The sequence below is a fragment of the Bradyrhizobium shewense genome, from assembly GCF_900094605.1.
Lineage (GTDB): Bacteria > Pseudomonadota > Alphaproteobacteria > Rhizobiales > Xanthobacteraceae > Bradyrhizobium > Bradyrhizobium shewense.
In genome coordinates this window covers 1-23,277 of the sequence record NZ_FMAI01000056.1, presented here as the reverse complement: position 1 = coordinate 23,277, position 23,277 = coordinate 1, and the positions used below count along the sequence as shown (strand labels likewise).

The following is a 23,277-nucleotide window of genomic DNA, read 5'->3' as shown; positions in this document are numbered from 1 at the left end:
CCGACGCTTGCCGATCGACTTCCCGGACGACAAGACGATGCGCATCAGCCACGAAGCCATCTATCAGGCTCTCTTCGTTCAGGGCCGCGGTGTACTACGCAGCGAGCTGACGGCCTGCTTGCGAACCGGGCGCGTGTTGCGCGTGCCCAGGGGGCGCGTACGCAGGCGAGGCAAGAACTTCGTCTCGCCGGCGATCATGATCAGTGAGCGCCCCGCTGAAGCGGCCGATCGAGCCGTGCTGGGACATTGGGAGGGAGACCTCATTCTCGGTCTTGGCAGCTCGGCGATCGGCACGTTGGTCGAGCGCACGACGCGCTTCACAATGCTCCTGCACCTTCCCCGGCTGGCGGGGCATGGCGAAGCTCCGCGCAAGAAGAACGGACCTGCACTCGCGGGACACGGAGCGGAAGCCGTGCGTGACGCGATCTCGCGCACCATCATCACTTTGCCCGAAGAGCTACGTCGCACGCTGACTTGGGATCAAGGAGCGGAAATGGCTCAGCACGACCGCCTCAAGATCGATGCGGGTATCCAAGTCTACTTCTGCGATCCTCAAAGCCCTTGGCAACGCGGCACTAACGAGAACACCAACGGCTTGCTGCGGCAGTACTTCCCGAAAGGCACAGACCTGAGCATCCACAGCGCCGACGAGATATCCGCTGTAGCAGCGGTCCTGAATGCCCGACCGAGAAAGACACTGGGCTGGAAAACGCCGGCAGAAGCGCTTGACGAATTATTATCATGAGTGAAAAATTGGGTGTTGCGACGACCGTTTGAATCCGCCCTGGCTGCCCCTATCGCTGTGGTGCACGAGACCGCCGCGATGGACCGGCCTTCGATCGTGCAAGGCCTGCTCCAACGCATCGAGCACGAAGCCGGCGTGCGCCGTGCGCGAGGCCCGCCAGCCCACGATCCTGCGGGCATAGGCGTCGATGACGAAGGCAACGTAGACGAAGCCGGCCAGGTCGGGACATAGGTGAAGTCGGAGAGCCAAAGGACGTTCGGCCTGGACGCCTTGAACTGGCGGTTGACGTGATCCAGCGGGCATGGCGCGGCCTTGTCGCTGATCGTGGTCCTGACGGGTTTGCCGCGGATCACCCCTTGCAAACCCATGTCCCGCATCAGTCGCGACACTGTGCAACGGGCAACATCGAAGCCTTTGCGCTTGAGCTGTCGCCAGACCTTGCGCACGCCATAGACGGAGAAGTTCTGATCGAAGACGCGCCGGACCTCGATCTTCAGCGCCGCGTCTTGCCGGGCGCGCGCCGACAGCTTGGCGGGATCACGCCGTTTGGCCACATGGGCATGGTAGGTCGAGGGGGCGATCGGCAACACCTTGCAGATCGGCTCGACCCCATGCGCCCCACGATGCTCGTCAATGAAGCCGATCATGGCTTGGACCGGCGGTCGAGCTCCGCCATCGCAAAATACGCGCTCGCCTTGCGCAAGATCTCGTTGGCTTGCCGAAGCTCACGGTTCTCCCGTTCCAGGGCCTTCAGCTTCTCCGCCATCTCGGTTGGAAAGCCGGCCCGCTGCCCGCTGTCGACCTCGGCCTTCTTGACCCAGTCATGCAGCGTCTGCGGGGTGCAGCCGATCTTGGCCGCGATCGAGGTCACTGCCGCCCACCGCGACGGGTGCTCGCCGGCGTGATCCAGAACCATCCGAACCGCTCGATCGCGGACCTCAGGTGAAAACTTGTTCGTCGTCTTGCTTGTCATGGCTCCATCCTCTCAGGAGTTGGAGCCTCCGGCAAACCCGGGGCGGTTCAAGGTGCCCTCAGGTTGGTTAACTACAGCATACCCTTGTACGGCGAGATGCTAATTGACCGTACGCACCAATACTACATCCAGATACTACCTACTTTGGTGAGAATAGTGCCTTCGACGATTGAGAGTGCTCACGCCACGGAGCTAGATTTCCGTCCCCGCACCTACGCTTCGGGCGGATGGAAGTATGAGGCTCGCATTGCCTGTTGCACGGCGCGGAACCGCATTCGTCGCTTCCCGCCTACAGGATCGCGCATGGCCTACTCGGCAGTCGGAAGCAGACTTGGATCCGCTCCTTCCGCCTTCCAGAGCAAGTATAGTCGTCATGGGATCGCAGTAAGTCTGACTCTGAAGTAAATTCGCCAGGTATGACTGATGCACTGTGCGTCCTGACGCTTGGTGGAGCAGCGCCACCTGTTTGAGAAGTGTGCACCGCGGTTTGATCCCATCAAGCGGTCCGGACGATATCGGCGTAAGGATGGCCGACGATTCGCGTTGGTCGTGCCGATCAAGTCCATGCAGTAGACTATTCGGAACTGCTGCGGAACACTGAATAGTGTGTCACGATGACTCTCAAACCCGCGGGCAGCCCCCGATATGTCACGCCTCAGAGTTGCCAATTCGATGTGTGTTATTTATCAGCTTGGCGATACCGTCTTTGTTTTTGTGAGCTCTTCTTCCGAAAGCATTGCCCTACCGATGATACCGTCCCTAGCCAAGTGCGCTCTCTTCTAACTGTTATGCTGTCCAAGCGTCGGCGCCGCGGCACGGTTACATGGGGCCTTTCACCTTCCCGAAACGGCATTGACGGCTGCGGATGAGATCCAATGAATGCGCCATCGACTTCTCGCAGATACCCGCGCGACCTGAGATGCCGATCCCTGAGCAGATCAATTGCCAGGCGGGCCGGGGCGGCCGCAATCCGTGCGGCCTGTAACTCTGACACCGCCTGATCAGCTTCGCGGGTGATTGTCCAGGCTTCGATCGCGCTTTCGATCAACTCCATGATATCGCGGCGAGCTTCCGCGAATTTCAGCGACACGTCTGCGATCCAATCTGGTCGACCAATAAGTAAGGCAAGCCTCTGCGACATGTGCTCGTTAGTCGCGGCTAGCACGATACAGTTGTTGTCCTTCTCGATGGGCTCGGCGGGCCGGCTATGTACGCACACTCTGGGCACTAATGACCCGCGCCCATTCATCCAGGGAGGTCCGCGAAAGCCAAGGTGCATTTCTGGTTCACGCGCTTGGGGAGATGCCCGCATTGTCCACCAAAATCGCTGTTGCGCCGTAACGTTCCGGGATGTTGTCAACAAATCCCTGCACATCGTTGTATCGCGCTGCGCAATCCTCTCAGCATAGAGCCGATCTTCCGGCCACCCGAGAAGATCAAGCGCCCTCCCAACATGTTCTGCCTTTGTTGCCACAAACGCGACGCGATTGCCATCGGCCAAGAATAGCTCACGATCTCTAGTCCAATCCCGCACGATTCCCCGGTCACACAATGCGCCGGTAGCTTTGGCCACTGAGTTCCCCTAGCTTCAGAGTGATCAGACTTTCGCAAACGGCGCAAGGAGCGATCGAGAACACCGGCCCAAGCGCTCCTCCTTCGGCGTCGAACAATGGATCGAGACTTGACAAGCTTTCATTAGCCTTCTCAGTACAAGGTGATAGCAACCGTACCGGGCAGTTACAGGAATTCATCGGCTGAACCTTCACATCACCTCAGAGGGTGAGGCTTTCCGGTTGCTTCTGCCACTGCATCCAAAGATGCAATCGCACAACGGCTCAATATCGCTTTCTTCGTGATCGGCCGTAATGCACACTCGAATGCCTGCCTTCCTTGCGTAACCGATGGGAAGAACGTCACCGAAATGTAGAAGCCAACATCGAGAAGCTCTTTCGTGATTGCAGTCGCCTTGGTTTCCGATCCTATCGCAATCATTCTGATCGCAAATGAATTTTCCTTGCTGGGTGGTTGCAATATGACATCATACGGTGGGAAACCGCAACTCGCCGATGATATCCCCTCCATCAAGCTGTTCCGATAGGTACTGGACGGTGACTCCGAAACTCTCGTCACCGTTAAGTGTGGCGTGTGTCCGCCCCAGACTGCCACGATACTCCGGAAGTGGAGCTGGGTGCAGATTGATTCCTCCTCGATCAAACTGGGCGAGGATATACGCGGGGAATATCCAGGGCCAGATCACGCTAACGAGCAAGCATCCGTGACGAGCGATGTCGTTCATTGAGTCCAAGAATGGGATACCGTACTGATCTGCTACTTCCCAAAGCTCTCTGTTTGGTTCGGTGCGCCAACAAGTTTTCTTATTTGGTGGCGCTCCGAGTGACCGCCGAAACTGCGTCCCTGCCGGATGTTTCGATGATAAACAGGAGGCAGCGGGTAGCGATTGCCCTGGTGCCAGCAAATACGAGCCCGTCATTCAAAATCGACATTCCTCAACGTCTCCTTATAGACACCACCGTGTACAAGATGCCCACTGTCCCCATGCTTGCCGAGGCCGGCTAAGTTCGACGTGACACAATTCGAATGATAAATGAATCACCTGATGAGGTAGGCGCTTAGTCCAAAGATGCGCACTCAAGCGTTGAATGTGGGCTTTCTCAATAGCCTTCATCGGAGATCACCGGGTCGCTGGCCGTGAAAACGACGTGGGCAGCTTCGAACAGGGCCTTGCGCGTCTCTCCATCTCGGACTTTTGTGATCCGTCCCATCCGAGCTCGCCAGATTGGTATCGCCAGGGCGTCAACGCCTGTATGGGCAAGGGTATTGGGAATGCAGGAACATCGCCTGGGATCGTCCAGAGGGGAGCGGAAGGTCACCGCAGAGACCGGGTCGATCCCCGGCATCGCCCCCGCGTGGTGGTGGCGCATCACCAGCGGCAGCCGGCCGCCCCAGTTGCGGAAGAAGTCACAGAAACGCCCATACCTGTACCCGTCCGGATGCTCTGCAATGTGCCCGTCCCACAGCACCTGCAAGGTTACGTGCTTGCGCTTGAGCTCGCGGGCAATAAGGGACCAGTCAGGCTCGGTCACCTTGCGGCGACGCCGCTTCACGCCAGGCACCCCGTATAGCTGTTGCTCCAACTCGGAGTCGTTTATCGCTTCCGGCGACGGGCCGCGTCAGACCCGCGCGCACAAACCGCTTCAGCGCGTAACGTGCCGTCGTCGGCCCGACGCCGACACGCTCGCCAACCACGCGCGTCGAGAGCCCGGCCTCAAGGCTCAACCTCACAATCTCGCGCACCTGGCGCATGATAGCCCTCCTCATCGGCGTCCAATTCTCCAAGCTGTTTCCATTTCTCAATGAGGAAGGCTAAGTCAGCTTCGGCTTGTCTGGCTGGCGTCGGTCGCCTGCCGATTTAGGCAGTTGTTTGAACTCGCTGGGCTGTTAGTTGAAAAGGGCGTGGCGACCCGACATTATCGATGACAATCATCGGTTTCAGTCAATAACAAATACGAGCGGCCAAAGAAGGCGGTGGACATAATGATCCGTGAAGTGACCGAAACGGCGGTTGCGCAAGCTCGCGTCAACATCGGGAAGATGCTCAAGACGCGGGAAGAACTCGAGGCCTATGACGTAACGACCGAGCATTGGCAAAACGCGTTGCAGCGGCGATACCGCACCCACGAGGACATGAAAGGCATTCTCAACAATGTTGAGGAGGTCGACATGTCGATCTATGAGCATTTCGATATGCGTGTCACGCCATATCTCGCTCAGTTGATGGATCGCGATGACCCGAATTGTCCTATCCGTCGCCAGTACATGCCATTCAACGAGGAACTAAATGTACGACCATATGAAGTCACAGACTCCTTGGCGGAAGACGACCACATGGCCGCTCGTAGCACTGTGGTTCATCGCTATCCCAATCGCGTCCTTTTCCTTGTTACTACGAACTGTGCCACCTATTGCCGGTATTGCACTCGTAAGCGCTTCGTCTCCCACGGAGCGCGCGCAGTAAATAAGAGCCAGCTTGAAGCGGGGTTCAAGTATCTGCGAGAGAACAAGAGCATTCAAGACTGCCTCTTGAGCGGCGGTGACCCCTTAATTCTCAACGACAAGCAGCTTGAGGATATTATTCATCGCATTCACGAGGAAGCACCGCACATAACGTTTTTGCGGATTGGCTCGCGCCTGCCGGTGCAACTCCCAACTCGTATTACTGATGAGTTCTGCGCCATGATCGAAAGATACAACGTGCAGATGATCAACGTGCATGCCAATCACCCCAAAGAACTGACGCCACTGTTCGCTTCGCGCATCAAGAACCTGCGCAAGACTGGCGCAATGATCGGCAATCAAGGTGTTCTGCTCAAGGGCGTGAATGACGACGTTGGAGTCCTTCGCGATCTGTGCATGGGCTTGGTTTCTAGCGGAATCCGCCCCTATTACTTTTACACGTGTGACATTGCTGAAGGTAATCATTCATACCAACTGCAACTTGACCGCGCCTGCCAACTTTACGCTGGCTTGCGTGGCTGGATCAGCGGTCCAGCCGTGCCAACCTTTGTAGTAGACGGTACCGGCGGTCTCGGCAAGATGCCGATCATCCCTCACTATGTACGCGAGCGTGCGAATGGCGAAGTCTGGGGCAAGAACTTTGAAGGCAAGTGTCACCGCATGATCAATCTCGAAGATCAAACACTCGAGGGTAACTGATGGCACAAGAACTCGCCGCTTCATGATCTGGTCCTCTCCCCGTTTGAGAGACGGAAAGGGCGACAGAGTGGTCTCGACTTCGTCACAGAGTTGATGGGCAGCTGACTGTATCGCTATTCGTAGTGAGGCCCACACCGAGAATGGGTGCATGCCGACCTTACGAAGCGGTTCAGCGATGCGTGTTGCAGGATGGCGAACCATGTTAGCTGGTGGATCGGCGCACCGGTGCCGGCGGGAGGATATTAGAGCGCATCAAATCGCGCTACCTCGGGCGTTCTCGCCTTGGCGCTGTCCTCTGTTTTTGTCGCTGTCGCCATTGAAGGCAGTGGGACCGGCGAGCACCGAGGACGGCCGACCTGGCTCGAAGGTCAGCTTTGGCGGTATGGACGTATCCGAGGCGAAGCGGCTGAAGGCCGCGAAAGAGGAGAACGCGAAGGACGCGCGATGAACTGCTCAACGAGCCCCTGTTTTTCGATCTCGACGCCCGGGCCGGGGTCGCCAACCCTCGCCGACTACAACCTCCGGCGGCCTCGCTCATCGTTGAAATACCTGACGCCGCGCCTATGGCGGCCCACCTCACCGCAACGGACGATCGGCTACGCCCCTGACCAGCTCCGATCGTCCATTGCTCCACCCGCGCCACTTGGCGTACAACTCGGAGGTGCCCCAATCCTTGACAACGGACGTCAGAGCGTCGTTCTCAGGCCGCGGCTTTGAGGGCTTGAGCGCGGTAGGCCCAGGGCAGTAGCTGGTCGATGTCGCGGTTTGGATGCCCGTTGATGATCCTGGTCAGGACGTCGGTGAGATAGGCGAGCGGATCGACATCGTTGAGCTTGCAAGTTTCGACCAGGGTTGCGACGACGGCCCAATGTTCGGCGCCCCCGTCGGATCCGGCAAACAGCGCGTTCTTGCGACTGAGCTTGTTGCCACGGATTGATCGTTCGACCGTATTGTTGTCGAGTTCGATGCGGCCGTCATCGATGAAGCGCGTTAAGCCTTGCCAGCGCGAGAGGGCATAGCGGAGGCCTCGGCGAGGCTTGATCTTCTGGCTGATGAGAGCCAGCTTAGCGCGCAGCCATAGCTCAAAGGCATCGGCCAGTCGTCGGCTCTTCTGCTGCCGCACGAGGCGACGCTCCTCCGCGCTGCGGCCGCGGATCTACTTCTCTATCGCATAGAACGCGGCGATCTGCTTCAGCGCCTCGCTTGCGATTGGAGCGGGGGCCGGCTGTCGCGAGTTCGTAGAAGTTGCGCCGCATGTGCACCCAGCAGAAGAACGGAGGATTATGGGCAATCGGTCAGGGACTAGGATTGGAGAATCAACAGGTCGATGAGCGCCAGAGAGCACGCGTAGCCGAATTGGATCCAATCCACGCATTCCATAAGGGCCCGCGACGTGTAGAGGTCGCATCACGAGGCCGGACACACGTCAGCACCCGACCACATGCCTGTTCCGAAGTAAGCTTTTGCTTGCATTTGCTGGGGCGTCCACACACATCGACCTGCAGAACGCCCTTGAAGCCGGCAAGATGGCTGAACAGCCGCTCGGCGTTGCGGTCGGGTGCATAAACATAGGCGATGCCGGGCGGATCGAGGCCGCCCCAAGGCCTGTCGTCGGCGGCACAGGCCCAGAGCTGACCGGTCTTGGTGCGCCCTCGACCGGGATCGAGCACCGGCACCGTCGTCTCGTCGGCGAACAGCTTGGACCTCTCCCGAAGCACCGTGAGAAGGCGCTCATGCAGCGGGCGCAGATGGAAGGCAGCATGCCCAACCCAGTCCGCCAACGTCGATCGATCGAGAGCGATGCCCTGGCGGGCGTGGATCTGGGCCTGCCGGTAGAGCGGCAGATGATCGGCGTATTTGGACACCAGAACCTGGGCGACGGTTGCCTCCGTTGGCAGTCCGCCCTCGATCAACCGGGCCGGAGCCTCGGCCTATAGGACGCCATCTTCGCAGGCTCGGCAGGCATATTTGGGACGTCGGGTGACGACAACGCGGAACTGCGCCGGCACCATGTCCAGCCGATCGCTCTTGTCTTCGCCGATCTGATGCAGGTCGCCCTGGCAGCTGGGACAGGTCTTGTCGTCGATATCGACGACGACGTCGATCCGCGGCAGATGCGCCGATAGTGCTCCGCGATTGTTGCGGCGCTTGCGTGCGACGCTCCGCCCGAGCTGCCGCGTCTGGCTGGCTTCCGTACAGGCCGCAACCTGTTGCACGTCCTCGAGACCGAGCAGCATCTGCTCCTCGGGAAGCGACTCTGCCTTCCGGCCAAAGCGATGACGCTGCAGCTCCTTGATGATCTGGCGCAGCCGCTCGCTCTCGTGCCGCTCGGCAAGGGCATCGCCTTCAGCGTCTCGGGATCATCAGGAAGGTTATCGCTCACAGGCAAATCAGAGCATATTCGCGCCTGCCTGACGACGTGCTCGATGCCACTGATTCACTTCGCCGCAGCGCGGCCCACAATTATCCGGCTTGCGTCGGGACGACCGTCTCCGTGACGCGTGGACACGCCGCCAATCAGGCCCTTCGAGCAGCGCCGACAATTCCGCCGCCGACAAACGCATCACGCCATCCTCGATCTTCGGCCAGCGGAAGACGCCTTCCTCGAGCCGCTTGGCGAACAGGCACAAACGCGTACCATCCCAGAAGATCAGCTTGATCCGGTCCGCCCGCTTGGCACGGAGCACATAAACAGCACCCAAGAACGGATCGGCCTTCATGTGCTCGCGTACCAACATAGCAAGCCCCTCCATTCCCTTGCGGAAGTCCACCGGCTTGGTGGCCACCATCACCCGGACAGTTCCGGACGGGCCGATCACCGGCTTGCCTTCAGCGCATGGACGATGGCCGCAATCATCGCCACGTTCGCGCCTCGGCCGACCCGGATAGTGACGCCCTCGGCTTCGATCTCGCGCCCCCGGCATCGCAATAGCGAGCCTGGGCATCGCAACGGCGAGCCGGGACATCCGGCTTGGCCTTGCGTCGCGCTGTCTTGCGCTCATAGCCAACAGCCACGGCCGGTACCACGGCGTCTACCACCGCCGGTACAAACGGCGGATCGCCAGCCATCGGCGTCGGCAACCGGCGTGCTTGCCGGCGCCAAGTGAACACTTGTTGTGGGGTCAACCCGTGTCGCCGGGCAATCTCGGAAACGACCGCGCCTGGTACCAGCGTCTCCTCGACGATCCGCGCCTTGTCGTCCTTGGAGAACCAACGATGGCGTCCCGTCTCCGTGATCACTTCCAGCCGGCGCGCCGTCACGTCCGACTTAAGCGTATGGTCAAGCATAGACACAAGCCGATCCCTTCAAAGAGATCTTCAAACTCGCCTATCCCACCGTGCCGCGAGAAGGTGGGAGTGGAACGACGCTCTGATGTCCGTTGTCAAGGATTGGGACGTAGAGCATCGTCCGATCGTCGATCGGCTGTTCATAGAGATGGTCGTGCATAGGTGGAGGCGGAACCGAAGGACGTCGGTGATCAAGCTCTGATGCGCGGATTGGCTACCGCATTCCCGATTGTGCGTCCGAGGTCTGCTCCTATCTTACTGCGGGCGTCGGCGCTTGCCGGCCACAAAGCGTCTGACGGGCATTCCCTCTGCCGTGGTCCCGCCTCCGCCCATGCACGATGATGAGAAGTGTGCCTAATCAGGCCGGCTGCACTTGCCTGGCAACGGCCCACATGAACCCGGCCAATTCACGGGCGATAGCGGTGCAGACCACCGTCGTTCGCTTTGCCGCGCGCAGCCAACTTCCGGTAGCGGGCCGTCAAGCGGCTCTGCGCCTTCCAAGCAATCTCTCGCACTGCTGGCGACGTTTGCTCGAGCAGGTATAGCTTTGTCTTGCCGATCTTCGGCCGCTGTCGATATGTCCAGGCGCTCTCGACCAACATGTGGCGAACGCGGCCGTTGCCGGCCTTGGTGATGCCGCCCCGCCTGACGGTCTCCCCAGACGATCGCTCGCCCGGCACCAGGCCGAGATAACCCATGAGTTGACGGGGGCTCTCAAACCGGCTCACGTCACCGACTTCGGTCGCGAAAGTCACCGCGACGATCAGATCGATGCCTCGCAATGTCTGAAGCGCCCGTACGAATGGCTCCAGAGACCATACCGAGACGAACTCTTCGATCGTGCGCTCCAGACGTTCGACCCGCTCCCTGGCGACGCGAACTGCTTCGACCATCTCCTGGAGCGCGATCTGATGTGCGGGGTGATCGAACTGCTGCTCCTGAAGCCAGCGCAGATAGCGCATCGTTCAACCTTTCTTGCGAGGGTAGGTACGGCCGTGCTTGAGCATGAAGGCGCTCACCTGTTGCCGGTGAACCCTCAGCGCCTCAACCGCTGCCGCTCGCGCGCGAACGAGATCCCGCATCGCCTCGTGGCCTTCAATCCGGAACCCATACCGCAGTCAGCTCGCCAGCGCGTAGCAGACGCGCGAGAGAAACGGCGTCCCGGCGATTCGTCTTCACCCGATCGCCCGCCTTCCTTGGGATCAGCGATGGCGCCACCACCGTGCACTCGTGGCCGAGCGACCGGATCAGGCGATAAAGACCATAGCCAGTCGGGCCGGCTTCGTAACAGAAGTGGACGCGGTCAAACCGGTTGGCGATCCGTTCTAAGACGCGGCGCATGTTAGTGGCCGAAGCATCAACCTCACCGAAGAACCGAACTTCCCCCTCCCGGCCTGCGTCCGCAATCGCGACGGCATTTCTCAGCTTGCCCACATCGATTCCGACGAATGCTTCCCTATAATCTGCTACGGCTCGTCCTCCTGTGATGAGGATCGGCTCGGTCCGCCCTCGCAACCCTCGGACGCGCAGTGTAGGGCGAGCCACCTCATCGGCAGACACGGACATACGGCCTTACGATCCAGCATCGTCCCGTATCGGTTTTGCCCTTGGCCAGCACCGGCACGGTCGTATCGTCGGCATGAAGGCGTTCGGCCCTCATAACATGGGCTTCCAGCAGGCGCAGCAGGGGATCCAGCGAGGCACAGACCGCTCCCACGGCATCTGCCATGGTCGACAGTGCGATCGGCACGCCTTTCAGCACGTAGCGCTCGGCCTGGCGGTTCAAGGGCTGATGCTGACCGAACTTCTCGAACATGATCATGGCCAGGAGGCTCGGGCCAGGCCATCCCAGGGGGACGGCATGGAACGGTGCCGGCGCCTGGCTGATCTTCTCGCAGTCGCGACAGGAGAACTTCTCCCGGACCGTCTCGATCACCTTCCATCGGCGCGGCACCACTTCCAGCGTCAGCGTCACGTCCTCGCCGAGCTTGCGCAGGCGGCTGCTGCCGCAACATTCACAAGCCGTAGGTCCATCGATTACCACCCGTTCCCGGGGAAGGTGCTCGGGGAAGGTCTGGCGCTCGGCACGCTTGCGGGTAAATCCCCGCACCGTCGTCGTCCTGGCCACCGCCCGTTCCGCCGCAAGCTCGTCCTCGGTGGCGTCCGTTTCCAGCTCCTCGAACGTCAGCGCCAACTGCTCGATCAGGCGCGACGAACGCTCCGACCGCTGGCCTTAGATTTGATGTCTGGCAATCTGCAGCTTCTGTTGCGCGATCAGCGCTTCATTTTCTGACGCTTTCGCGCGGGCGACCGCGAGTTCGGCGGCGATCTCCACACCCTTCGCGCGCTCGACTGCCAGCGCCTTCTTCAGGACGGCAACGTTATCCGGAGCAGCGTCGCGGTCGGCATCCATGAGACGCAGTGAATCACAGATTGGACGCGATGGGACTCCCCAAAATGCAAGAAGCTACAGATTCTGCGCTTAGCCAGCGCTTTGCGGCCGCCAGCTCAATTGCGGATTCCGCCAGTCGATGCCCTCGAGCATGTAGGCCATCTGCGCCGCCGAGATTGATACCGCGCCGCCGAACGCCGACGGCCAGATGAACTTGCCGCGATCCAGGCGCTTGGCGTAAAGCGACATGCCCGTCATGCCAGAGGATCTTGACCAAATCGCAGCGGCGACCCCGGAAGCTGTAGAGATCGCCAGCATGAGGATCGCCCTTCAGGCTCTCCTGCACCGCAAGCGCCAGGCTTTGCATTCCGCGGCGCATGTCGGTGTGGCCGGTGGCGATCCAGACCCTGACGCCGCTCGGGATCGGGATCATCGCCGTCTCAAAAGCTCAAGAACCCGCTGCAGCGCCTCAACATCGACGTCGCGGTCAACGCGAACACGACAGCCGCCAAGCTCGATCTCGATAATGCCGGCCCTTGCACGGTGCGCAGGCGGTGAAGAAACCGGTTGTGGCGCGCCACTCGAGATCGGAGCCGCCGCAGGCGTGATCTCAACCGGAACAAGCACCGGCGCAGCATCGCCGCTCAACTTGCCTTCGCGCGCCAACCGGCGCCAAGTGAACAATTGACTTGTCGACAGCCCGTTACGTCGCGCCGTCACCGACACCAGACGTGGCCTGCCATAGCTCTCGCTGACGATCCGCTGCTTTTCTTTTAATGTCCAACGGCGTCGAGCGCCCGTCGAGACGACTTCAAGCCGCGAAACCTTCGGCATATGGTCAGACATACGCCTATGTCTTCATCCTCCATCAAACCGCGCAAGGCGGTCCTCGCCGGAGCGATACCGAAGTCCCGATCCGCACATTCAATGACTGGAACAGGCCCCTGCCCGGCTACTGCGACGTTGTGACATGGTCGCCCATGGCAGCACGTCAGTGGCAGGCTCGTTCATCCAAACCCTCACCATCGTCGATGTCGCCACCGGCTGGACGGAGTGCCTGCCCTTGCTGACGCGGGAAGGTTCGCTCGTCGTCGAGGCGATCGTCCGCGCACAGAGCCCGTTCCCCTGGCTCGACAACGATAGCGCCTTCATGAACGATGTCGTCGTGCCATGGTGTCGTGAACAGAAACTCGAAGTCACTCGCTCGCGCGCCTATAAGAAGAACGGTCAGGCGTTTGTCGAGCAGAGGAATGGTGCCGTCGCCGCCGCCTCATAAGCTGTTGCCGCTTCGATGGCGTCGAGAGGCGCGTATGATGGGCCGCCTCTATGCGGCAGTACGGCTTTACATCAACTTCGTCCAACCGTCGTTCAAGCTGAAGGAGAAGCGTCGCGAAGGGGCTAATGTGATCAAACGTAATCATCCCCGGACGCCCTATGAGCGCGTCTTGGCGCATCGCAAGGTGACCGAGGCCGTGAAGAAGCGGCTGCGCGATCAATATCGCTCGCTCGATCCGGTCGCGCTGTTGGCGCAGATTCGCACGACCCAAGAGTAACTAGGCAATCGCGTCGATCGTCGTGCCGGACAGGCGCGCGGCCTGCAACCCGCTCACACTAGCATCCTGCCAGCGGCCGCGCCGATGTTCGCGAAGACGCTGGGCAAGACCGCGTCGGTCGGCGAGCCGCGTGCCACGCACCCGTTGAACTCGTCGGCCCTATAAGACCAGAGTTCGCATGCCGTCCAAGCTCGACTCGCATATTGCCGCGATCGAAGCGTGGCTCGCAGAGCAGCCGCAGCTGACGGCGCTCGCAATTGTCGGCCGGCTGCGCGAGAACTACCCCCAGGGGTCCGGAAAGAGACAGCATTCGATTGTAATGTCTGCTGAGGGCGCTCAGAGCGAGAGCTGCCGACGGTCGGTCGCCCAGGGTCCGCTCGACGAGGCCACGACCTCCGCCCCATTCCCCGGGGTTGTGGACGGCTCGGGCTATGTAGGGCCCGACCCGCCCACAACCCCTCTCGTCGGGCAAGCCGGGAAAGCCATCTGGTGCGGCCAATCAATCGACATCGGGTCGTCATCGGCAATGGCGCCATCAGGGTAACATTCGCAGATGCGGCAATACGGGGGTCAATATTGCAGACGATGACGTAATTGCGGTCGGCGCCCGCGGCACGAAAGGTCCGCTATCTTCAAGCCTTCCGCAATCTTACGAATCGGAGGGGCTATGAAGCACTATGTTGGGCTGGATGTCTCGCAGAAAGAAACGTCAGTATGTGTGGTCGACGAGGTAGGTCAGGTCTTGTTCGAGGAGAAAGGCCAAGTCCGACCCCGGGGCGCTCTCGGCACTGCTTCGCAAGCGAGCTCCACATGCCAAGCGCATTGGTTTTGAGACCGGAGCGATGGCGAGTTGGCTGTGGCACGAGCTTCGTAGGTTGATCTTCCAGTGGTCTGTATCGACGCTCGGCATGCGCACGCGGCTTTGTCAGTGCGCATGAACAAAAGCGATCAGAACGATGCTCGAGGTCTGGCCGAATTGGTACGGGTTGGCTGGTATCGAGAAGTCAAGGTCAAGAGCGAGGAAAGTCAGAGCATCCGCGCGATACTCGTGGCGAGATCCCGGCTCGTGACCGTTCGTCGAGATATCGAGAACCAGGCCCGCGGTCTCATCAAAGAATACGGCTTGCTGTTTCCCCGTGCGATCGGACTGCAATTCCGCAATCAGGTTCGCGAGCTATTGGGTGAAGATCATCAGTTCCTCAGTGGGATCGCGCCGCTTCTGTCAATCCATGAGCAGATCTGCAAGCAACAGGGCACATTTGACAACGAAGTCCGCCAGTTGGCGAAGTCGGATGAGACGACGTGTCGCCTAATGAAGGTTCCTGGTGTTGGCGTGGTGACTGCCTTGACGTTCCGCCATACGATCGATGATCCATCGCGCTTCCGATCGGCATCAAGCGTCGGCGCCTACCTGGGTCTTACGCCGCGGCGCAGCCAATCTGGCGAAACGGACATCAACGGCAAGATGTCCCGATGGGGCGACCGTCTGCTCCGGACTTACCTGTTCGAGGCGGCGACGGTGCTGCTTTATCGCAGCAAGAAATGGTCTTCTCTCAAGGCTTGGGGGATAAAGCTTGCCAAGCGAGTTGGCATGAGGAAGGCAAGAGTCGCCTCGCCCGCAAGCCGCCGTGATCCTCCACTGAGTCTGGGTCGATGGCACACCGTTCGATTGGGGTCAGGCGAAGGAAGCCTGATCCTATTTATTAGCTCCTGGTCTGGTTCGCCGGACTGGCGATGTCCCGCTGGGACCGTGGTTGTGACGACCTCGTTCATTCGGCTGGTGACGGCTTGACCGTACCCCGCTGCAGACGTTGAGGCGTCCGCCCCGGACATTATCATGAGGCGCTGTGCGACCTCGGAAAGGACCATACCCCCTCGATGGCATCAGGCCCAACGACGCCAAACCGCAACCGGACTGGCATCGTCATCACCCGCGCTCGCCCTGTCTACGCAATCGGCGGGCTCCGACAGGTCGAGCGCTACCGGCTTCAAGAAAGGAGACACCACTTGACATCAAACCGCAATTAAAGAATCGAATGACAGTGACGCCTGGCGGCTCATGCACGCGCCACTGACCATGCAGCACAGCGGTTCACCGCCGTGCTGCGCGCTGACTATGGCTGCTATGGCAGGCGCACAATTATCCAGCGCTGAACGGCTTCTATCGCTAAGTGCGTCGAACCTGGCTGCGTTGTCTGAGACGGATCCGCCAGAAAAGCCGGCCCATGGGCTGGCCGGGTTCGAGACCCTGACGGCACGTTCCGCCTGCCAACCCCACGGGTGACTAGTTGGCCGGCCCTCGGCGATCGCCAACGTGAGATCAAGTCAAGCGAGCGGATCGACGTTGTTCATCTTCGCTGTCCGCAGCAGTGCCGTAAGCTAACAAGCTCTATCCTGCCTGGTTTGATAGTTGTCTTCGCTGTGCGCGACCTATCATTCTGACGAGTATTGTTCAACAGCCGCTCCAGCAATGAAAGGGAGTGCCAATAGTACCGATACTCTGGCGTTCAGAATCGAACCGTAATTTCATTGGGCAGTTCGAAGCCATAGGCCAGCGCTGTTTCAGTTCAGCAATCTTGCCTTCGCAGTCAGAGGCAGCTCGGTCTATGCACGGCAGGAGTAGAAGAGGCATTGCGGCGAGCGATTGGCCGCCCCTCGATATAAAAGCCATGATCGACAGCCGACCCAGGCCGCAGCGCAAAACCTCCTACACTGCCGAAGTATTCACGACTAGCCCTCACAAGGAAGCTACGCTTCGAAAAAGTTCGATCTTAGAGTGACAAGGGAGCCGGCATGAACATCGGTGTGTTGAAGGAAATTAAGCGAGATGAGCGTCGTGTGGCACTTCAGCCGGCTCAGGCGAAAGATCTTTTTAAGCTGGGCCACAGGGTCTATGTTGAAGTCGGTGCTGGAGAGGGGGCTGGCTTTTCCGACGCTGACTATCAGGCCAGCGACGCCAGCGTCGTACCAAAAGAGGAGCTTCTCGGAGAAGCCCGGCTTCTGCTCAAGGTTAAGGCGCCGTTGCGCTCAGAATATGAGGACTATGGTCCGCATCATATCCTGTTCACGTATCTGCATTTCGACGAGAACATTGCGACCGATGATCTTTTCAAACTTATTGGCCGAGGCTTTCTCGGAATTGCTTATGAGTGGGTAGGAACAGCTGGGCAATATCCATTGCTTGAACCGATGAGCCGGCTTACCGGCTATCTCTTCGCCCAAAGAGCATTGGAGCTATGCTCCAAGGAAAAGGGAATATTCTGTGTAGGCAACGAGAAGTTTCTTAGAGGGGGGCGCGCTTTGATCATTGGCTGCGGCAACATCGGTTTGTCCGCATTCAAATACTTGTCCAATCTCGGTGTTGCATTGACCATCGTGGTCACTGGAAGCCGAGATGACTTCAATCAAAGAGCCAACGCTCGGTTCGGAACTGAAGGGGTTGACTATATAGGAGCAAGTGACGCTAATCTAATCATCATGGACAAGAAAGATTGTTCTCGCACACACGATGTGATTGCTGCCGCTCTACCCAAGACCGATATTCTCCTAAATTGTGCGGTGCGTCGCTTAGATCTTCCGAAACACAAAATGGAATATCTAGTCGACCGCAGCATGGTGCGCCTCATGCAGAAGAATAGCATCGTCTGTGACTGTACTGCCTGTGATCGAGACATGATCGAAACTTGTATATCTTTTGAGCCCCTATATCACTGGTATCGTGAGGAGGGCGTCGTGCATTACAATTGCGATCATATCCCTTCGATGGTGCCGAACACCGCAACTCAACTCCTCACAGCACGAACGTTCCGCTACATTCGCGACATCGCGGACCTCGGTTCCTTGCAGGCGATGATCGGAGATGAAACGTTGCGTAATGGGGTCTGCTGTTACGGTGGTCACCTGACTCATGCGCTGTCGGCGGATAAGAAGGGGTTGCCGTATCGGCGGCTTGGGGACCTTCTTCGAGAGATGCCACATAGTCAACAGGAGGTACTAGGGTTCAGACTCAATTGATCCAATAGGCGACGACCGCGGCGAGGTCGACGGCAGCCAAGAAGTTTCTGGCAAGTTTGTCGTAGCGAGTTGCGACACACCTGAAATCCTTGAGCCGGCAGAAACAGCGCTCGATAACGTTGCGTCCTTTGTAGGCGCGTTTGCTGAAGCTGTGGAGGGTCACCCTGTTGGATCTGTTTGGAATGACGGGGCTTCGCGCCGCGGTTGACGACTTCGGCGCGAAAACGAGCGCGGATCAGTAGATGTCGTGTTGCCCGCCAGCTCCCGTTTCATCAGAATGGAAAGGGAACAGATATGCGCATTATCGGACTTGATATCCACCGTACCCCCCGGCGGCGACTTTTGAGAGGTGGTCTGAGGATTTGACCTTAAGTCTAGCTTTAAGGTCACGTGGCGAATGCAGGTCAATGTGTTGGGCGCCGAGCGTCGGCGGCGATGGAGTTACGACGAGAAGGTCCGCATTGTCGAGGAGACCTTGCAGGCCGGCGAGACGGTCTGCGGCGTGGCGCGCCGGCATGGGGTGGCTCATAGCTTGCTGTTCACATGGCGTCGGCAGGCGCGCCAGGGCCGCCTGGGCGGTGATGCGATGCCAGCTCTGGTTCCTGTCGAGATCACACCTGCGCCGGCACCGGCATCGATCAGCACGTCGCAACTAGGTGTTTAGTCCCGGCATTTGCTGGAGCGGGTTGAGTTTGAATCGTTCTGGCTCGGAAGTCGAGCATTTGCAGATGTGCTCGTAAGGCGTGAGGCCCTTCAGGGTCTTCAGCCGCCGAGCATAGTTGTAGGCGTTGATGAAGTCGGCAAGGTGAGCTTCGAGCTGATCGTGTCGATCGTAGTAATAGCGTTGGACGGTCGCTTCCTTGATCGTGCGGTTCATGCGTTCGACCTGACCATTGGTCCAGGGATGCTTGATCTTAGTCAGCCGATGTTCGATCCCGTTCTCCCGGCAGCGCATGTCGAACAAATGCGTCGCGTATCTTGCTGTCGGGCCGTCCGCATAGCGCGGTGGGAAGGTGAATTGGATCCCATTGTCGGTGAGAACCGTGTGGATCTTATAGCGGACGGCCGCAATAAGAGCTTCGAGGAAGGCCGCAGCCGAGGTCCTTCCCGTCTTCCTGGCCAGTTGCACGAACGCAAACTTACTGGTGCGATCGATTGCGACGTAGAGGTACAATCGTCGAGTGGCAGCAGCGTATGCTGCCGGAAAGCAACGATGATCGCCTCCTCCTCGATGGAAAGGACAGTCGACTTGGCTTCCTTGCGGTCAGTCAAACGATCGGTGACGGTCTCGCCCTGCTTCCACTTCGCGACAGTCTTCTGGTTGATCCCGTAGCGCTTGGCGAGACCTCTCAGGCTCTCTTGACTATTTTGTATTGCTCGACGGACTGCCTCCGTCGTGGTGGCGCAGCCGTGTAAAATCTGTCCCATAGCGCTTCCTTCGAATCGTGCGACAAGGATGCACCATCAAAGCCCGGGACTAAACAACTAGGGCGAGGCCCACGACGTGACGTTCGCCGAGGCCCTGCTCGACGGACTTAGTTCGACGCATCGCCACCCGCTACGACAAGCTCGGCACGACGTTCTTCGCTTTCGTTCAACTCGCTTCCGTGCGAGTTTGGCTTCGATCAATTGAGTCCACACCCTAGCTAGTCTAGCATATAAGCTCAGGCGCGGGGATATGACGCGGGTTACTCTCGGGAAGAGCCGGGTGCGGGAAAGCCGCTCGCACGGATCTGTGAGGCCAAATGGCCGACCTACCCGTCCACGATCCAGTTCCCGTGCGTGACTCTAAATCGACGCAGAATACTACTAGCATTAGTAGCTATTTGGGTTCTCGGCTTCTGAGCTAAGAGAGCGGGCACTTGGGTCAAACACGCGAGCAACCAAGTCCCGCTCAGATGGTCGCCTGTTCCGGTCGTTACGTTCACAGCTCGCGTTAACAGTGAGGCGTGCATTTCCATCGATCAATTGCTTGCTGAGGAGGATGCCACCTTGACCGTGACTTGTCTCTTCTGGGCAGCTATTAAACATCCGGAACCGCAGCTCGAGCACACACAGTAGACGTTCATCTCGACGGCAGTATCAATGTGAAACAATTTCCTTCCATTCACTCTCGTTCATACAAATCCGGGCCACCTATTCGGAGGTAAGACATGCACGTGAACACCTCCTCTTTCCGGAAAACGGAAGATTGGCGAAATCGCCCGGTGCAAGTCGAAGATTTTTTACTTCCTGCTCATGATGCGGGCATAAGGCTTTACGTGAGAAACAAACATGTGGCTTCGATGCGCGACGGGGAAGCTGATCCTATCGTGGTTTGCATTCATGGATCTTCATCTCCCGGGCATGTCTTGTACGATACACCGCTTGAGGGATACTCATGGATGGATTACTTAGCTGCACATGGCAAGGATGTTTACGTTTTTGATATTCGCGGCTATGGCAAATCTACGCGTCCTGTCGAGATGCTGCAGGATCCGAATGACAACTCCGCGATTGTGGATGGCGAAACCGCCCTCCGCGACATTTCGGCAGTCGTAGACTTCGTTCTGGCCCGCAGGCAAGTAACACGGCTGGCGATGATTGGATGGTCGTGGGGCACCGACTTAGCGGGACGTTATGCCACAGAGAATGCAGAGAAGGTTGAGCGGCTGGTGCTTTTTGGGCCCGTTTGGGTTCCAGTGCCCGCGCCGCCTAACCGCCTTCCTGATAAGATCCCGGCTTATCGCATTCTGCGAGACCGAGACCGCGGCCTCGCTCAATGGCTCAGTGACATTCCAGATCCAAAGCGACAACAAATCGTGCCTCCTGCTTGGAGCCAAACATTGTTCGACACCATCTGGTCAAGCGACCCGCTTGGAGCGACAGCCGATCCTCCCTTTATCCGCGTTCCGAGCGGTGCCATTAAAGACTGGCGAGATTACTGGTTAGCGGGAAAGCCCTTCTACGACCCTGCAAAGATTTTAGCTCCAGTTCTTGTGGCAGTGGCCGAATGGGACTCCATAACCCCAACTTATATGGCGCAGACATTATTTGCGCTTTTGGTCAATTCGCCAGCTAAGCAATATATCTGTTTCGGTGAGGGCACACACTATGCGCCATTTGAACGGCATCGCCTAAATTTATTCGCAGCCATTCAGACTTTTCTCGAAAGAGTTGGCTAACGAACGGTGTTGCAATGGGTACCTAATCTGAGGCGGGCAAACGGACCATTTTAAGGTAATCTCACACTTGGCGAAACAGGATCAGCAACCAAGCGAGCTAGACGAAGCTGCGCGGGGCAAGAGGATGGAGGGGCACATGAGGATGGAGGGGCACATTGCGCCGTCAGAAATGTTCCTGATTGCTGAGTTGTTGCCTCACGTAAAATGCTCCCCGATGGCAAGGAGCATAGGGCAATGATGACGCGATTGTCGGGGTCACAGAATTTCAAACCGGGTCGAAAAGGGCCTGATCTGAGGCCGGCAGACTGGACCAATTTTGGCTAGAGTTTTCGCTGCGTAAATCCCTCGGCTGGGAGGAGCGACGACGATGAAGGCCTCGACGTTTTCGGAGGCCCAAAAGGCGTTCATCCTGAAGCAGGGCAGTGACGGGGGCGCGGTGGCGGAGATCTGCCGCAAGGCCGGGATCAGCCAGGCGACCTACTTCAATTGGAAGAAGAAGTATGACGGTCTGCGCCGACTGAAGCAGCTCGAGGAGAAGAACGCCAAGCTCAAGAAGCTGGTGGCCGATCTGTCGCTCGACAAGCTGGCCGAAAGCGCAAGCTCGTCGATGAGGTTTGTGGGCAGGTCTCGATCCGCAAGGCTTGTGAGGCCCTCGGGTTCGATCGATCGGCCAAACTACAAATCTCGTCGCTCCGGCCATGCCGCCCTCGAAGCTCGGATCAAGGAGATCTGCCATGTTCGCGTTCGCTACGGCTATCGCCGCGTCCACGTCCTGCTCGGCCGCGAGGGATGGCGTCATGGCCAGAACAGACCCGTCGCATCTATCGTGAATTGGGCCTGCAATTGCGCAATAAATCGCCGAAGCGGAGGGTCAAGGCCAAGCTGCGCGACGGCCGCAAGCCGGCGACGCGGTCGAACTAGACCTGGGCCATGGACTTTCTTCATGACCAGCTGGCAACTGGTGGCAAGCTCCGGGTGCTCACGATCATCCATATTTCTGCCGCTTCTCGCCCGCGTTGGAGCCGCGGCTCACTTTCCGCGGCACCGATGTTGTGGAGGTGCTGGAAAGCGTTTGCAACGAAGTGGGCTTCCCGGCGACGATCCGCGTCGACGAAGGCAGCGAGTTCCTGTCGCGTGACGTCGACCTCTGGGCCTACCAACGCGGCGTCACGCTGGACTTCTCACGCCCGGGCACACCGACCGATACTGCTTTTATCGAAGCGTTCAATGGCCGCTTCCGGACCGAATGCCTCAATGCCCATTGTTCCCTGTCGCTTGCGGACGCCCGGGAAAAGGTGGAGGCTTGGTGCAGATACTACAATTGCGCATCAGAACACCCATCTGGCTATGTGATTGAAGAGAAGAGATTTTGTTGAGAGGGATGCGATCCCGCGGGGTGTTTTGGGTTCTGTCGCGCTCGTTCGGCGATCGATTGAGCAGCAGTTGTTATCAGCGAGGTGCGGGCGAAGATCCAAGGACCATCCGGCAGAGGATGGATAGATTCGATTTCGCCCACTTCAGCGGCCAGCCGGAGCGTCTTGAGCGCGATCTTCAAGAGCTTTGCGGCCTTGCCTAGGTTGAGCCATGGCTCGATCCCGTCCTCCGCGGGCTTGAACACCGGGATGTGGTAGTTCGAGCGCATTGATGTGACGCGCTCGCCGGTCCAGCGATTGCCGTTGCCGGTCTTGAGGCCGTTGCGGTTGAGAAGGCCGGCAATCAGATCGTCGCTGGCTATCAGCACTAGTTGACGCACGGCCTGGACGATATCGGCAGAGGTGCTGTTGCGCTGTCCGCGCCGGCGCTTCGGCAAGCGCAACTCGCTGTGGGCGCCCCCCACCCAATGGACCACGAGAACGATCTCCGAGGCCGCGTCGTCGATATCGGCCACGACCTCATGGATGAGGGTACGCACAATGCGCTTCTTAAGGCGAGGCATCCGTCGTCGGCGCATCCCAGACCGTTTTGAGTTTCGAGGCCAGAACGCCGAGCGAGGCTGGATCAGCAAGGGGTGCGGGCATCGCCGCATCATGCATGGTGATCTTGGCCTCAACCTCCGCCGCGTGAGCGAGCGCTCTGTTCCAGCGGGCTTCTAGCTCACTGGCCACCAGCCGGTTCGCGGGATCAGCGGCATCGTATTGCCGGAAAGCCCTGTCGGCGGCATAGCGCGCCGCTTCGAGGTCGCGACTGAGGGCATCGCGTACCTGATCGCGCCGTTCCCTGGCTCCCTGGGCGGCAGCGCTTGCGGCAACGACAGCGCCCGGACCGACGACTCCAAGCAGTGCTTCCTCGATGGCGTCATCGACGCGCAGTCCGCCGAAGGCGATGCAGTGGGCCCCACCATTGTCCATCCAGGCGCGGCTGCAGCTGTAGCGCGGGATATGGTTTTCCATGCCGGAGTACCGAAGTGTGAGCTT

General features: G+C 59.1%; 14 protein-coding genes, 13 pseudogenes and 1 other annotated feature. Of the genes and pseudogenes, 10 read left to right on the top strand and 17 right to left on the bottom strand.

Annotation, left to right across the window (positions count from 1 at the left end):
• Positions 1 to 777: pseudogene (locus GA0061098_RS41735) on the top strand (IS30 family transposase); the annotation flags it as partial.
• A gap of 7 nt (positions 778 to 784) precedes the next feature.
• Here GA0061098_RS41735 and GA0061098_RS41730 read toward each other — a convergent pair.
• The 5 genes and pseudogenes from GA0061098_RS41730 to GA0061098_RS44465 form a co-directional block, all read right to left on the bottom strand.
• Positions 785 to 1,718: pseudogene (locus GA0061098_RS41730) on the bottom strand (IS3 family transposase); the annotation flags it as partial.
• Positions 1,318 to 1,434, bottom strand: a sequence feature (AL1L pseudoknot). It overlaps the preceding pseudogene by 117 nt.
• 679 nt (positions 1,719 to 2,397) lie before the next feature.
• Positions 2,398 to 2,859: a CoA transferase gene (locus GA0061098_RS41725; protein WP_245323956.1), complete on the bottom strand. Its 462-nt coding sequence runs from the start codon at positions 2,857 to 2,859 to the stop codon at positions 2,398 to 2,400.
• Positions 2,860 to 3,756: 897 nt separating this feature from the next.
• Positions 3,757 to 4,014, bottom strand: coding sequence for a formyltransferase family protein (locus tag GA0061098_RS47610; RefSeq protein WP_165637953.1), 258 nt, complete (start codon positions 4,012 to 4,014; stop codon positions 3,757 to 3,759).
• A gap of 376 nt (positions 4,015 to 4,390) precedes the next feature.
• Positions 4,391 to 4,843 (bottom strand): hypothetical protein, encoded by a 453-nt coding sequence (locus GA0061098_RS41710; RefSeq protein ID WP_129591097.1) that lies wholly within the window; start codon positions 4,841 to 4,843, stop codon positions 4,391 to 4,393.
• Positions 4,809 to 5,042 carry a helix-turn-helix domain-containing protein gene (locus tag GA0061098_RS44465; protein WP_165637952.1) on the bottom strand — a complete coding sequence of 78 codons (234 nt, stop codon included), beginning with the start codon at positions 5,040 to 5,042 and terminating at the stop codon, positions 4,809 to 4,811. Before GA0061098_RS44465 ends, GA0061098_RS41710 begins: the two co-directional genes overlap by 35 nt.
• 231 nt (positions 5,043 to 5,273) lie before the next feature.
• On the opposite strand from GA0061098_RS44465, the gene GA0061098_RS41705 reads away from it, so the two are divergent.
• A complete protein-coding gene (locus tag GA0061098_RS41705; RefSeq protein WP_129591095.1) occupies positions 5,274 to 6,452 on the top strand; it encodes a KamA family radical SAM protein in 1,179 nt (392 codons plus the stop codon).
• Between the two features lie 700 nt (positions 6,453 to 7,152).
• Here the strand turns inward: GA0061098_RS41705 and tnpC (GA0061098_RS41700) are convergent.
• From tnpC (GA0061098_RS41700) to tnpA (GA0061098_RS41665), 8 genes and pseudogenes are all read right to left on the bottom strand, one after another.
• A pseudogene (tnpC, locus tag GA0061098_RS41700) lies at positions 7,153 to 7,723 on the bottom strand (IS66 family transposase); the annotation flags it as partial.
• A gap of 222 nt (positions 7,724 to 7,945) precedes the next feature.
• Positions 7,946 to 8,793, bottom strand: a pseudogene (tnpC, locus tag GA0061098_RS41695) (IS66 family transposase); the annotation flags it as partial.
• Positions 8,794 to 8,908: 115 nt separating this feature from the next.
• A pseudogene (gene tnpB, locus GA0061098_RS41690) lies at positions 8,909 to 9,271 on the bottom strand (IS66 family insertion sequence element accessory protein TnpB); the annotation flags it as partial.
• 34 nt (positions 9,272 to 9,305) lie between these two features.
• Positions 9,306 to 9,740, bottom strand: a complete 435-nt coding sequence (tnpA, locus tag GA0061098_RS41685) for an IS66-like element accessory protein TnpA (protein ID WP_245323955.1) — start codon at positions 9,738 to 9,740, stop codon at positions 9,306 to 9,308.
• Between the two features lie 358 nt (positions 9,741 to 10,098).
• Positions 10,099 to 11,306 (bottom strand): annotated as a pseudogene (locus tag GA0061098_RS41680) (IS110 family RNA-guided transposase).
• Positions 11,299 to 12,153, bottom strand: a pseudogene (gene tnpC, locus GA0061098_RS41675) (IS66 family transposase); the annotation flags it as partial. The pseudogenes tnpC (GA0061098_RS41675) and GA0061098_RS41680, both read right to left, overlap by 8 nt.
• Positions 12,154 to 12,166: 13 nt before the next feature.
• A complete protein-coding gene (gene tnpB / locus GA0061098_RS41670) occupies positions 12,167 to 12,565 on the bottom strand; it encodes an IS66 family insertion sequence element accessory protein TnpB (protein ID WP_430649298.1) in 399 nt (132 codons plus the stop codon).
• Positions 12,562 to 12,978, bottom strand: a complete 417-nt coding sequence (gene tnpA, locus GA0061098_RS41665; protein WP_091967609.1) for an IS66-like element accessory protein TnpA — start codon at positions 12,976 to 12,978, stop codon at positions 12,562 to 12,564. Before tnpA (GA0061098_RS41665) ends, tnpB (GA0061098_RS41670) begins: the two co-directional genes overlap by 4 nt.
• Positions 12,979 to 13,102: 124 nt before the next feature.
• Between tnpA (GA0061098_RS41665) and GA0061098_RS41660 the strand changes: the two genes are divergently transcribed.
• The 4 genes and pseudogenes from GA0061098_RS41660 to GA0061098_RS41640 all read left to right on the top strand — a co-directional run bounded on the left by GA0061098_RS41660 (position 13,103) and on the right by GA0061098_RS41640 (position 17,699).
• Positions 13,103 to 13,408: a DDE-type integrase/transposase/recombinase gene (locus GA0061098_RS41660; RefSeq protein ID WP_091967606.1), complete on the top strand. Its 306-nt coding sequence runs from the start codon at positions 13,103 to 13,105 to the stop codon at positions 13,406 to 13,408.
• Between the two features lie 34 nt (positions 13,409 to 13,442).
• Positions 13,443 to 13,685 carry a hypothetical protein gene (locus GA0061098_RS41655; RefSeq protein ID WP_091967604.1) on the top strand — a complete coding sequence of 81 codons (243 nt, stop codon included), beginning with the start codon at positions 13,443 to 13,445 and terminating at the stop codon, positions 13,683 to 13,685.
• 667 nt (positions 13,686 to 14,352) lie between these two features.
• Positions 14,353 to 15,328: pseudogene (locus GA0061098_RS41645) on the top strand (IS110 family RNA-guided transposase).
• Positions 15,329 to 16,478: 1,150 nt separating this feature from the next.
• Positions 16,479 to 17,699 carry a Rossmann-fold NAD(P)-binding domain-containing protein gene (locus GA0061098_RS41640; protein WP_091967600.1) on the top strand — a complete coding sequence of 407 codons (1,221 nt, stop codon included), beginning with the start codon at positions 16,479 to 16,481 and terminating at the stop codon, positions 17,697 to 17,699.
• On the opposite strand, the pseudogene GA0061098_RS41635 reads toward GA0061098_RS41640, so the two are convergent.
• Positions 17,692 to 17,905 (bottom strand): annotated as a pseudogene (locus tag GA0061098_RS41635) (IS5/IS1182 family transposase); the annotation flags it as partial. The gene GA0061098_RS41640 and the pseudogene GA0061098_RS41635 sit on opposite strands and share 8 nt — an antisense overlap.
• A 191-nt stretch (positions 17,906 to 18,096) precedes the next feature.
• Between GA0061098_RS41635 and tnpA (GA0061098_RS47605) the strand changes: the two are divergent.
• On the top strand, positions 18,097 to 18,363 hold the full coding sequence (tnpA, locus tag GA0061098_RS47605) for an IS66-like element accessory protein TnpA (protein ID WP_091967596.1): 267 nt from the start codon (positions 18,097 to 18,099) through the stop codon (positions 18,361 to 18,363).
• On the opposite strand, the pseudogene GA0061098_RS41625 reads toward tnpA (GA0061098_RS47605), so the two are convergent.
• Positions 18,352 to 19,127 (bottom strand): annotated as a pseudogene (locus GA0061098_RS41625) (integrase core domain-containing protein). The gene tnpA (GA0061098_RS47605) and the pseudogene GA0061098_RS41625 sit on opposite strands and share 12 nt — an antisense overlap.
• Before the next feature lie 113 nt (positions 19,128 to 19,240).
• Between GA0061098_RS41625 and GA0061098_RS45795 the strand changes: the two are divergent.
• The 3 genes and pseudogenes from GA0061098_RS45795 to GA0061098_RS41615 form a co-directional block, all read left to right on the top strand.
• A pseudogene (locus tag GA0061098_RS45795) lies at positions 19,241 to 19,345 on the top strand (IS5/IS1182 family transposase); the annotation flags it as partial.
• 507 nt (positions 19,346 to 19,852) lie between these two features.
• Positions 19,853 to 20,863 carry an alpha/beta hydrolase gene (locus GA0061098_RS41620; protein ID WP_091967593.1) on the top strand — a complete coding sequence of 337 codons (1,011 nt, stop codon included), beginning with the start codon at positions 19,853 to 19,855 and terminating at the stop codon, positions 20,861 to 20,863.
• Between the two features lie 367 nt (positions 20,864 to 21,230).
• A pseudogene (locus tag GA0061098_RS41615) lies at positions 21,231 to 22,239 on the top strand (IS3 family transposase).
• Here the strand turns inward: GA0061098_RS41615 and GA0061098_RS46715 are convergent.
• Both GA0061098_RS46715 and GA0061098_RS46710 read right to left on the bottom strand, forming a co-directional pair.
• The gene (locus GA0061098_RS46715) at positions 22,209 to 22,775 is read right to left on the bottom strand and encodes a recombinase (RefSeq protein WP_245323953.1); all 567 of its coding nucleotides are present in this window, start codon (positions 22,773 to 22,775) and stop codon (positions 22,209 to 22,211) included. The pseudogene GA0061098_RS41615 and the gene GA0061098_RS46715 sit on opposite strands and share 31 nt — an antisense overlap.
• A gap of 10 nt (positions 22,776 to 22,785) precedes the next feature.
• Positions 22,786 to 23,277: pseudogene (locus GA0061098_RS46710) on the bottom strand (recombinase family protein); the annotation flags it as partial.

What these genes read in the sequence shown, in the direction of transcription:
- tnpA (WP_091967596.1), top strand. Translation starts at nt 18,097, where the DNA reads ATGCAGGTCAATGTGTTGGGCGCCGAGCGTCGGCGGCGATGGAGTTAC.
- GA0061098_RS41620 (WP_091967593.1), top strand. Translation starts at nt 19,853, where the DNA reads ATGCACGTGAACACCTCCTCTTTCCGGAAAACGGAAGATTGGCGAAAT.
- GA0061098_RS41655 (WP_091967604.1), top strand. Translation starts at nt 13,443, where the DNA reads ATGATGGGCCGCCTCTATGCGGCAGTACGGCTTTACATCAACTTCGTC.
- GA0061098_RS41725 (WP_245323956.1), bottom strand. Translation starts at nt 2,859, where the DNA reads ATGTCGCAGAGGCTTGCCTTACTTATTGGTCGACCAGATTGGATCGCA.
- tnpA (WP_091967609.1), bottom strand. Translation starts at nt 12,978, where the DNA reads ATGTCTGACCATATGCCGAAGGTTTCGCGGCTTGAAGTCGTCTCGACG.
- GA0061098_RS41705 (WP_129591095.1), top strand. Translation starts at nt 5,274, where the DNA reads ATGATCCGTGAAGTGACCGAAACGGCGGTTGCGCAAGCTCGCGTCAAC.
- GA0061098_RS41640 (WP_091967600.1), top strand. Translation starts at nt 16,479, where the DNA reads ATGAACATCGGTGTGTTGAAGGAAATTAAGCGAGATGAGCGTCGTGTG.
- tnpA (WP_245323955.1), bottom strand. Translation starts at nt 9,740, where the DNA reads ATGCTTGACCATACGCTTAAGTCGGACGTGACGGCGCGCCGGCTGGAA.
- GA0061098_RS44465 (WP_165637952.1), bottom strand. Translation starts at nt 5,042, where the DNA reads ATGCGCCAGGTGCGCGAGATTGTGAGGTTGAGCCTTGAGGCCGGGCTC.
- GA0061098_RS47610 (WP_165637953.1), bottom strand. Translation starts at nt 4,014, where the DNA reads ATGAACGACATCGCTCGTCACGGATGCTTGCTCGTTAGCGTGATCTGG.
- tnpB (WP_430649298.1), bottom strand. Translation starts at nt 12,565, where the DNA reads ATGATCCCGATCCCGAGCGGCGTCAGGGTCTGGATCGCCACCGGCCAC.
- GA0061098_RS41660 (WP_091967606.1), top strand. Translation starts at nt 13,103, where the DNA reads ATGGTCGCCCATGGCAGCACGTCAGTGGCAGGCTCGTTCATCCAAACC.